This is a genomic window from Cyanobacteriota bacterium (assembly GCA_025054735.1).
GTDB lineage: Bacteria > Cyanobacteriota > Cyanobacteriia > SKYG9 > SKYG9 > SKYG9.
Window position 1 is genome coordinate 1 of the sequence record JANWZG010000650.1, and the last position, 1,328, is coordinate 1,328.

Sequence of the window (1,328 nt, forward strand, 5' to 3'; positions counted from 1 at the left end):
GCGCACATACATCGCTGGAACGTCTATCATCGGCTCCAAGAGCTATCAGTCCCTTGCTGGTGTGCGATCGGGCAACCCTTGCGTGTTGTTATTGACGATGCCTCCACGCTGCTCTTAGTGTGGAGTGTGCTGAAAAGTTGCACAGCTTCCCGACAAGTATGTCAAGGATGGTTAGAGCATTGCTGGCAGGCTTCAGTGTAGAAGCGGGTGCAGTGGGGTATGATATAGCCCATTACTCTATTGCCCGTTGTACTGCTACATGGCTCTTCAACTCCAAGTATATATTCCCCCCCATCCGCTGATTAAGCACTGGCTGGGCGTTGCCCGCGATGCTTCTACTCCTACTACGCTGTTTCGTACGGCGATGACAGAACTGGGGAGATGGCTAACCTACGAAGCCATGCGAGGCTGGCTGCCAACCTTAGACACGGAAGTTGCTACTCCGTTGGCTCCCTGTCCAGCAACGTTCATCAACCCAGATGTACCGATCGCTATTGTCCCGATCTTGCGAGCGGGGCTATCTCTGTTAGATGGTGCCCAAGCATTACTGCCGTTAGCATCGATTTATCATCTAGGGTTCGTGCGTAATGAAACTACTCTAGAAGCAAGTTGTTATCTTAATCGCCTGCCGGAAACATTCCCACCTGAAACACGAGTATTGATCACAGAGCCGATGTTAGCTACTGGCGGCACTATTATGTCGGCAATGCATGAGTTGACAAAGCGTGGTGTTAATCCAGCTTTCACACGCATTATTTCAGTCGTGACAGCACCCGTCGCGTTGCAAAAACTCGGCGCTACCTATCCAGAACTGGTGATTTATGCAGCCGCAACTGATAATGTGGTAAACGAACACGGGTTCATTGTGCCAGGGTTGGGGGATGCTGGCGATCGTACCTTTGGCACCTAGACTCGCCAATAGTCATCACAAGATTAACAAGAATTGGCATTGTTTCCGACAAGTTGCTGTAGGCTGAAAGAGATAGTGAACCAAACATTCTCAGTTGGGTAGTGATGAGTAGTGGTCAAGACAATTTTGCAGGTGGCTTTTTTCTAGGTGCGATCGTTGGTGGTGTGGTCGGCGGTGTGGTTGGCGCATGGTTAGCATCATCTTGGTCAGATGAGCCGTTAGATGCAGATATATCCAGCGATCGTCAGCAGTCTTTAAGAACCTCAACAGAATCAAAGATTGAGATAGCACGGCGGGGTTTGGAAGACAAAATTGCTCAGTTGAACAATGCCATTGATGATGTTCGGCAACAACTTAGCAACGTCAATGGCTCTGGACAAGACGATGGTGAGCGAGCTTACATCGATGAGTAACACGT

At 49.5% G+C, this 1,328-nt stretch carries 2 protein-coding genes; both read left to right on the top strand.

The genetic code is table 11. The features are described 5' to 3' along the window. The first annotated feature begins 259 nt into the window (after positions 1-259). The gene (upp, locus tag NZ772_19075) at positions 260-910 is read left to right on the top strand and encodes a uracil phosphoribosyltransferase (protein ID MCS6815660.1); all 651 of its coding nucleotides are present in this window, start codon (positions 260-262) and stop codon (positions 908-910) included. A gap of 104 nt (positions 911-1,014) precedes the next feature. Beyond that, positions 1,015-1,323 (top strand): hypothetical protein, encoded by a 309-nt coding sequence (locus NZ772_19080; protein ID MCS6815661.1) that lies wholly within the window; start codon positions 1,015-1,017, stop codon positions 1,321-1,323. Positions 1,324-1,328: the final 5 nt, after the last annotated feature.

Coding starts and splice junctions, on each gene's coding strand:
- upp (MCS6815660.1), top strand. CDS start 260: ATGGCTCTTCAACTCCAAGTATATATTCCCCCCCATCCGCTGATTAAG.
- NZ772_19080 (MCS6815661.1), top strand. CDS start 1,015: ATGAGTAGTGGTCAAGACAATTTTGCAGGTGGCTTTTTTCTAGGTGCG.